The 7,956-nt window shown below is 65.2% G+C and carries 9 protein-coding genes; 3 read left to right on the forward strand and 6 right to left on the reverse strand.

Features of this window, described 5'->3' with window-relative positions:
• Positions 1–40 precede the first annotated feature (40 nt).
• Positions 41–970, reverse strand: a complete 930-nt coding sequence (locus ACXJL8_RS27190) for an aspartyl/asparaginyl beta-hydroxylase domain-containing protein (protein WP_456685904.1) — start codon at positions 968–970, stop codon at positions 41–43.
• Positions 971–1,203: 233 nt separating this feature from the next.
• On the opposite strand from ACXJL8_RS27190, the gene ACXJL8_RS27195 reads away from it, so the two are divergent.
• Positions 1,204–1,830 carry a hypothetical protein gene (locus ACXJL8_RS27195; RefSeq protein WP_456620974.1) on the forward strand — a complete coding sequence of 209 codons (627 nt, stop codon included), beginning with the start codon at positions 1,204–1,206 and terminating at the stop codon, positions 1,828–1,830.
• Positions 1,831–1,848: 18 nt separating this feature from the next.
• On the opposite strand, the gene ACXJL8_RS27200 is transcribed toward ACXJL8_RS27195, so the two are convergent.
• From ACXJL8_RS27200 to ACXJL8_RS27210, 3 genes are all read right to left on the reverse strand, one after another.
• Complete coding sequence (locus ACXJL8_RS27200; RefSeq protein WP_167768006.1) at positions 1,849–2,004, reverse strand: hypothetical protein; 156 nt, start codon at positions 2,002–2,004, stop codon at positions 1,849–1,851.
• Between the two features lie 156 nt (positions 2,005–2,160).
• The gene (locus ACXJL8_RS27205; protein WP_456620973.1) at positions 2,161–3,198 is read right to left on the reverse strand and encodes an alpha/beta fold hydrolase; all 1,038 of its coding nucleotides are present in this window, start codon (positions 3,196–3,198) and stop codon (positions 2,161–2,163) included.
• A gap of 123 nt (positions 3,199–3,321) precedes the next feature.
• Positions 3,322–4,245, reverse strand: a complete 924-nt coding sequence (locus ACXJL8_RS27210; RefSeq protein WP_456620972.1) for a LysR family transcriptional regulator — start codon at positions 4,243–4,245, stop codon at positions 3,322–3,324.
• A 242-nt stretch (positions 4,246–4,487) separates the two neighbouring features.
• Between ACXJL8_RS27210 and ACXJL8_RS27215 the strand changes: the two genes are divergently transcribed.
• Positions 4,488–5,198, forward strand: coding sequence for an SDR family NAD(P)-dependent oxidoreductase (locus ACXJL8_RS27215; RefSeq protein ID WP_456620971.1), 711 nt, complete (start codon positions 4,488–4,490; stop codon positions 5,196–5,198).
• 19 nt (positions 5,199–5,217) lie between these two features.
• A complete protein-coding gene (locus ACXJL8_RS27220) occupies positions 5,218–6,453 on the forward strand; it encodes an MFS transporter (RefSeq protein ID WP_456685905.1) in 1,236 nt (411 codons plus the stop codon).
• A gap of 24 nt (positions 6,454–6,477) precedes the next feature.
• Here the strand turns inward: ACXJL8_RS27220 and ACXJL8_RS27225 are convergent, their stop codons facing one another.
• Together ACXJL8_RS27225 and ACXJL8_RS27230 are read right to left on the reverse strand one after the other, a co-directional pair.
• On the reverse strand, positions 6,478–7,170 hold the full coding sequence (locus tag ACXJL8_RS27225; protein WP_456685906.1) for a phasin family protein: 693 nt from the start codon (positions 7,168–7,170) through the stop codon (positions 6,478–6,480).
• Positions 7,133–7,795: a nucleotide-binding protein gene (locus ACXJL8_RS27230; protein ID WP_456620968.1), complete on the reverse strand. Its 663-nt coding sequence runs from the start codon at positions 7,793–7,795 to the stop codon at positions 7,133–7,135. The genes ACXJL8_RS27225 and ACXJL8_RS27230 overlap by 38 nt, the downstream gene beginning before the upstream one ends.
• Positions 7,796–7,956 lie beyond the last annotated feature (161 nt).

The following is a 7,956-nucleotide window of genomic DNA, read 5'->3' on the forward strand; positions in this document are numbered from 1 at the left end:
ATCCGGGATACGCGGCTCGCCGATCCGCGCTACACCTGCTTCACCGCAGCGCCGACATCACGATGAGGCCGAGGATCAGCGCCGTCAGCGAGTATTTCAGCGTGTAGTATACGTTGCGGTTCCACTCCTTGACCTTGCGGCTGGCGAGGTGGATCTCGTAGAGCTTGCCGAACACCYTGTTGAGCACGCCGACGCTCTCGCCATCGACGTTCTGGGTCGCCGACGCCTTGACGATGTGATGGCTGACCCAGCGGTTGATCGCGGTCATGAAGCCGAACTTCATCGGGCGCTCGACGTCGCAGAACAGGATGATGCGGTTGACGTCGGTCGCATTCTCCGCGCTGTGGATGAAGGTCTCGTCGAACATGAAGGCTTCGCCGTCGCGCCAGACGCATTCGAYGCCGTCGACCAGGATGCGGCACTTGTTCGAGTTCGGCGTGACGAGGCCGAGATGGTAGCGCAGCGAGCCCGCGAAGGGATCGCGGTGCGCCCCCAGCTTGCCGCCCGGCGGCAGCATCGCGAACATCGCGCCATGAATGGAAGGAATCGAATTCAACAGCTCCACCGTTTGCGGGCACAGCGTGCGCGCCGAGGGCAGGAAGTCGTCGTACCATTTCAGGTAAAAGCGCTTCCAGCCGCTCTTGAAGAACGAGTAGAAGCCCCAGTCGTTGTTCTTGGCCGCCGCGCGGATAAAGCCCTCGTCGAACAGGCGAACGGCCTCGTCGCGGATGGTCTCCCAGTTCTCGCTGAGGGGCTTGAGTTCGGGAAACTGCTCGACCGGGATCACCGGCTTGTTCGGCACGGCCGAGCCCGCATACATCAGCACATTGTAGGGCGCGAGATAGGTCGAGTGGTCACCGAGCTGGCGCGCGAAGCGCAGCCGCTGCTTGCCTCGGAAGTGAACGTAAATGGTGGATGCCGCAAGCACATAGAGAATGACAAGTTGCGGCGCAAAAAGCTGTTTCAGCATATCCCCGGTTCCAAAGTGACCCAGCCGGGGACGTCATCTACCCCGACCTAGGCCGACGGGCAAGATATTGAAGTGCATCCTGAGGCTGTTCCAAAGGTTGTGATTGGGACGGCCCAGGCCGTGCCGTGCACAATTAAAAATCGCAGCCGACCCGAGATCAATCCCGGCGTTGCGGCCAGCTTTCGGGATGGTATCCTGCTCCACAGGTTGGGAAGTCGGGGGGCGTCTTGGGGATGTGGCGGTTGTTCGCGGGCTCTACGCTCGCGCTGTTTCTGCTTGGACTATCCGCATCTGTGAATGGTCAAGGCGCTCCGCCGCGACCGCCGCTGGGCAAGACGCCGGATCCGGAGCTCCGCGGCCAGTGGCTGCGGGCCGGGCAGGGATTCGCCTGCAAGGTCGACGCCGGTAAGCGTGTCAGCCCGCCCGACCCTGACGTGCTCAGCTTCGCCTGCCAGCGCATGGGCGCGCTCGGTGTGGGTATCCCGGAAGCGTCACTCAAGGCCGTGCTCGGCGAGCCGCACCGCAAGCTGCCGCCGGCGAACGGCGCCACGACCTATGTGTACTTTCTCGGCAAGCCCGACCAGTTTCCCTATCTCGCCGCAACCGTGAAGGCGAACCGCGTTCTCGCGCTCCAGATCAGTGGGCCGGCACAGGCCGCCCCCTACAGCTTCAACCAGATCAATCTCGGCGACGCCACGGAGAAGCTCCTGGCGCAGCTCGGCAGTCCATTCCATGTCGGCCCGAGCGGGCTCGAGAAGACCGAACTCTGGACCTATGGTCCCTGGCCGTTCTCATTCGAGGTGCGGGAGGATCGTGTCACCTCGATCCGAATCAGCGATCCGACGGTTCAGACGCAGTAGATTCGATTGCGTGCTGGGTCACACCCGGGACAGCGCCTGGAGACCCTTGAAGGTCAGGCGCTTGGGGTCGGTGACGCCGGCGAGATAGAGCCGGCGGATGAAGGCGATGACGGCGTCGCGGTCGCAATCGGTCAGCGCGACGACGGCGTCGACCGCGATCTTCTGGGCTTCCATTGGGCTCACCTCGGCCTGCGAGTAACCCGGCCGAGACAGGCTAGGACTCATCCGTTAATTCGGCGTTAACCGTTTGGGCAGCATGGCTGATTCAGCCCGGCCTCCGAATACGCAAAACAACGCATGGCGCCGGTACCGGGCGGCCGGCATGCGCCCTCAACTCCCGGCGATATCGGCGACGGCCTCGGCGAAGGCCTGCGGGGCCTCCTGGGGCAGGTTGTGCCCAATGCCGCCGCTGACCGTCCGGTGCTCATACTTGCCCGAAAACATCCTGGCGTAGGCGGCGGGCTCCGGATGCGGTGCGCCGTTGGCGTCGCCCTCCATGGTGATGGTCGGGACCGATATCACCGGCAAGCCCGCGAGCCGCTGCTCGAGCTCCGCATACTTCGCCTCACCCTCCGCGAGGCCAAGCCGCCAGCGATAATTGTGGATCGAGACRTCGACATGATCGGGATTGTCGAGCGAGGCCGCGCTGCGGTCATAGGTGGCATCGTCGAAATTCCACTTCGGCGATGCGAGCTTCCAGATCAGCTTGGCGAAGTCGTGCCGGTTCTTGGCGTAGCCTGCGCGGCCGCGCTCGGTGGCAAAGTAAAACTGATACCACCATTGCAGCTCAGCACTCGGCGGCAGCGGCATCTTGCCGGCCGCCTGGCTCGAGATCAGATAGCCGCTCACCGAGACCATCGCCTTGACGCGCTCCGGCCAGAGCGCCGCGACGATGTTGGCGGTCCGCGCACCCCAATCATAGCCGGCAAGCGTCGCCCGCCTGATGCCAAGCGCATCCATCAACGCCACGATGTCGGCGGCCAGCGCCGCGGGCTCGCCGTTGCGCATCGTCTGGTCCGACAGGAAACGCGTCGTGCCATAGCCGCGCAGATGCGGAACGATGACGCGATACCCGGCCTGCGCCAGCGCGGGCGCCACGTCGACGAAACTGTGGATGTCATAGGGCCAGCCGTGCAGCAGGATCACCACGGCCCCATCGGCCGGGCCGGCCTCGGCATAGCCGACGTTGAGAACGCCGGCATCGACCTGCTTGAGCGCGCCGAACGACGCGTTCGCGCCCAGCTTGATCGGCGGGAGGCTCTCCGCAACGGCTGGCGACGTGAAGTTCCCGAGCAAAATGCGGGCGCCCGCCACGCCCAGGACGGCGGAGCCGAGGAAGCGGCGACGATCGGGATTGACTTGCGACATGTTGATCTCGTGACCTGAAAAGATGAGCGCGCGCTGTGTCGACCTGCAATTAGGCCCAATCGAGACGGCGGCGAAGCGCCACCGAGCGACAGACACTCTTCCTCTCCGCGAACGTATCACAATTCAGCGAGGGCCGATGCTCTTCTTCAGGGCCGCGAACTGCTTCTTCAGCCGCGGCACGGCAAAGTCGGTGAAGGCGCGCACTTTCGGCACCGCAAGCCGCCCCTGCGGACAGACCAGATGGGCCGGCATCTCCGGATCCGCGTCGCCGGCCAGCACGACCGCCAGCTCGCCGCGCGCGACCTCCTCGGCCACCTGGTACGAATACATCCGCGCGATGCCGCGTCCGGCGACCGCGGAAGCCACCGCCGCATAGGTGCTGTTGACGACGAGCCGCGGCGTGAACTGGACCGTACGCGGCACCGATGAGCCTGCCTGCGGCGCAAACGTCCAGGAATTGGGGAGATGGGCCATCGCCACGATCTGGTGCTTGGCGAGATCGCCCGGCTCCGCGATCCGCGGATGCTGCTTCAGATAGCGCGGCGCCGCCACCACGACACGGCTGATCTCGCCGACCCGCATCGCCACCATCGCCGAATCCGCGAGGTGGCCGATGCGAAGCGCGATGTCGACGCCCTCCTCGATCAGGTTGACCGCGCGGTCGAACAGCAGGAGCTTTGCCGACACCGTCGGGTAGGCGTCGAGGAACGCATCGAGGATCGGACGCAGGACCATCTCGCCTGACACCACAGGAGCGGTGATGGTGAGCAGGCCGCGCGGTGCGGTGCGCGGTCCGGCCGCGATGTCATCAGCCTCTTCGAGCTCGGCGAGCACGCGACGGCAGATCGCGACATAGCGCTCGCCCTCCTCGCTCAGCTTGATCGCGCGCGTCGTCCGGTGCAGCAACTCGGCACCGACGCGCTCCTCCAGAAAGGCGATGGCGCGGCTGACCGCGGCCGGTGAGCGGCCGAGCTTGCGCCCGGCAGCGGCAAGGCTGCCCTCGTCCACCGCAAGGACGAACACCTTCATCGCATCCAGACGATCCATGCGCTTCCCGCCAGCCCGCTCGGTTTCGGGTTGCAAGCTAAGCGCTCGCTCCCGCCGCGACAACCGCCGCGGGGCTGCGATCCGCCCCCGGGCCGATCCGGCATTCGTTCGCGCCGCGAAAGAGTGTCTGCCGGACAGCGCGTATTCGCAGCCGGGCCGCGGCGGCGTACCTGAGCGGGCAAGCCAGCCACTGCCCCGCAGCCGACTGGCACAGGTCCGGAAGTCAACAACAGGAGCCCATCATGGGTATCGAGCAGAAGGTCGCCATCATCACCGGTGCATCGCAGGGTATCGGCGCCGCCCTGGTCCAGGGTTTTCGCGATCGCAACTATCGCGTCGTCGCAACGGCGCGCTCCATCAAGCCGTCGAGCGACGATGACGTCCTCGCCATCCCGGGCGACATCGCCGACTGGACCACCGCCGAGCGCGTGGTCTCGCAGGCCGTCGCCCGCTTCGGCCGCGTCGACACGCTGGTCAACAACGCCGGCATCTTCGTCGCAAAGCCGTTCACGCAGTATACGGCCGAAGACTACGCGGCAGTGATGGGCGTCAACGTCGCGGGCTTCTTCCGCATTACGCAACTCGCCATCGCCGAGATGGAAAAGCAGGGTTCGGGCCACGTCGTTCAGGTCTCGACCAGCCTGGTCGACCACGCCAACTCGAACGTGCCGTCGGTGCTGGCCTCGCTGACCAAGGGCGGCCTGAACGCCGCGACCAAGTCGCTTGCCATCGAATACGCCAGGCGCGGCATCCGCGTGAACGCGGTCGCGCTCGGCATCATCAAGACGCCGATGCACGCAGTCGAGACCCATGCGCAGCTCGGTGCRCTGCACCCCGTCGGCCATATGGGCGAGACCTCCGACATCGTCGATGCCGTGCTCTATCTCGAGCAGGCAGGCTTCGTCACCGGCGAGATCCTGCATGTCGACGGCGGCCAGAGCGCCGGCCACTGAGCCCGCGCAGGGGGACGACATGACCGAACTCAATGCCGATGCCAAGCACCACGCCCGGCCGCATCAGCGGCCGGGATCGACGTCTCAGCAGACTTGGCGATATGCCGTGGCCGGCTTGTCCGCATCGCTGGTCGGACTCGGCCTCGCCCGCTTTTCTTACACGCCGCTGATCCCCGCCCTCATCGCAGCAAAGTGGTTCAGCGCCTCCGACGTCGTTTATCTCGGTGCGGCGAACCTCGCCGGCTATCTCGCCGGCGCAGTTGCGGCGCGAGCTGTGGCCACGCGCATCGGCGCGGTCAACGCGCTACGCGCCATGATGCTGCTCGCCACGCTCTCCTTCTTCGCGAGCTCCGCCCCGGTGTCGTTCACCTGGTTCTTCGCCTGGCGTTTCTTGTCCGGGCTCACCGGCGGAATCATCATGGTGCTTGCGGCGTCCGTTATTCTCCCGCACACCTCGCCCGCGAGGCGTGGCATCGTCRGCGGCGTGATCTTCGCGGGTGTCGGTCTCGGCGTCGCTGCATCGGGCACGCTGGTGCCGCTGCTCTTGCAGCAGGGTTTGCAACAGAGCTGGTATGGCCTCGGCGTGCTGTCGGCCCTGCTCACGCTCGCGAGCTGGTGGAACTGGCCCGCGGAAGCCAAGGCCGATGCAACACCTGTGCAACATCACCCGAAGCACCGCCGCGCCTCGCCCGCCATCCGCGCTTTGCTGATCCAGTATGGCCTCAACGCGGTGGCGCTRGTGCCACACATGGTCTTCATAGTCGATTTCGTGGCGCGCGGCCTCGGCCAGGGCATCGCCGCGGGATCGCGCTACTGGGTGCTCTACGGCCTCGGCGCGATCGTCGGGCCGCTGGTCACCGGCCATCTCGGCGACAGATCCGGGTTCGGACCCGCCTTGCGCGCCGCGTTCCTGATCGAGGCGGCCGCCGTGTTGCTCCCAGCCGTGAGCACCGCACCGGTTTCGCTGATCGTGTCGAGCGTCGTGGCCGGCGGCTTCACGCCCGGCATCGTGCCGCTGGTGCTCGGACGCATCCATGAGCTCGTGCCGCACTCTGCCGAGCAGCAGCGCACCACCTGGAGCCATGCCACGACCAGCTTTGCGCTGTTCCAGGCGGCGGCCGCCTATGGCTTCTCCTGGCTCTACGCGCACACGGGTGGCGACTATCTCGTCCTGTTCGCGCTCGGCGGCGGGGCGGTGGTTCTAGCACTCGCGATCGATCTCGGCCTCACCCTGATTGTCCCGAGCAGATCCTGAACGCATGACGGCAGGCGAGCGGTGCTACAAGGTAGCGGGCTTTATCATCTTTTGAGCAAGCGATCTCAGCAACTCGGTTTGCTTCAGGACTAACTCACATTGCTTTCGCGCATGCGTGCTCGAGAGCTCAACCAATTCCGCCAGCGTTCTCGCACGACCCAACTCCCGCGCATACTCCAAGGTCGCGCCCGCATTGACTTTCATCAGTTCGAGCACGACGGCGCGACACTCGGCTGCCGTCCCAATCGCCTCGATGAGCTGGCTTTCCGCGGCGGCGACCCCATCGGCCTCGGATGGTCCAGCGGCGAGCCGTGGATTGGCGAGATCTTTGGCATAATCCAGCGCAACGTGAGCGCCAGTCTTCATGCCGTCCAAAGCACGGGCCTGGCAATCCTTGACCATGTCCACGATGAGATCGGTGGTGGTGCTGCTCGGAGGTTCAGGTCTTGGAGGTTCAGGTCTTGCAGCTTCAGGTCTCGCAACTTCAGGTCTTGCAACGATGACGCTGGCCCCTTCTTGTGCCGGAACGGTGATCGGGGCAGGCGCTGCTTGCGCGATCTGCGGCGCATCCTGGAGGAAGACGGTGACCGAGCCAGGCGGCATGGCCAAGCCCTCGTCGACGGCACGGCCCACTTCCGCCGTCAGCTCCACCAGCGAGCGACGCCTGGCGCGCGCAACGTCAGCAGGCTGTCTTGAGCGCGCCTTTCCCATGATCATCCAACTCCCCGACAAAGTGCGCCGCGATCCAACCCCACAGAGCGACCATTTCCTCCGAAGCTTTTCCCTCCGGCGCGAACTCGGTCACGCCCAGCCCTGCCCCGAGCGCGTCCTGGTGGTCGTTACGCTGTCCAATGAAGGGAAGCGCAAGCACGCCGAGCGAGCTGAGCGACGTCGCAGCTTCGCTCAACCGGCAACCCCGTGTCGGCGTCTGATTGAGGATGAAGGCAAATCGGCGATTGAGCCTGCGGATGGCGATCAGCGTGGGGATCGCGGCTTCGATATCGGCCGGGCTCGGGCGCGCCGGGATCAGACAGAGATCGGCGCTGGCAATGACGCGCGTCGCCAGGCTGTTGGTCGTCGCGGCGGTGTCGATGATGGCAAGCCAGATGCCTTCAGCCCTGAGGCGCGCGATCAACGGCTCGATCTCGGCGGGATCAGCAACGCACTCGACGCGAGGATAGGGATCCTCGCGGCGCTCCTTCCATTTCAAGACCGTACCTTGCGCGTCCGCTTCAATGAGAGCGACGCGCTGTCCGCGCTGCATCGCTGCCACGGCCAGTCCAACGGAGAGCGTACTCTTGCCGCTTCCGCCTTTCTGCGTGACCAGAGCAAGGACGTACATGTTCCGCGCTCTCCTGAAGACGGCAACGACGCGGAACTCAGACGTTGTCGAGAATAGATTTCTTGCAACGCAAAATACTACCGTAAGTCGCGATTCGTCTCAAGCGATCGTGAGCCTCCTCCGGCAATTTACGTAGCAAGATCAGGAATATTGCATCACGC

The organism is Bradyrhizobium sp. P5_C11_2 (assembly GCF_054049755.1).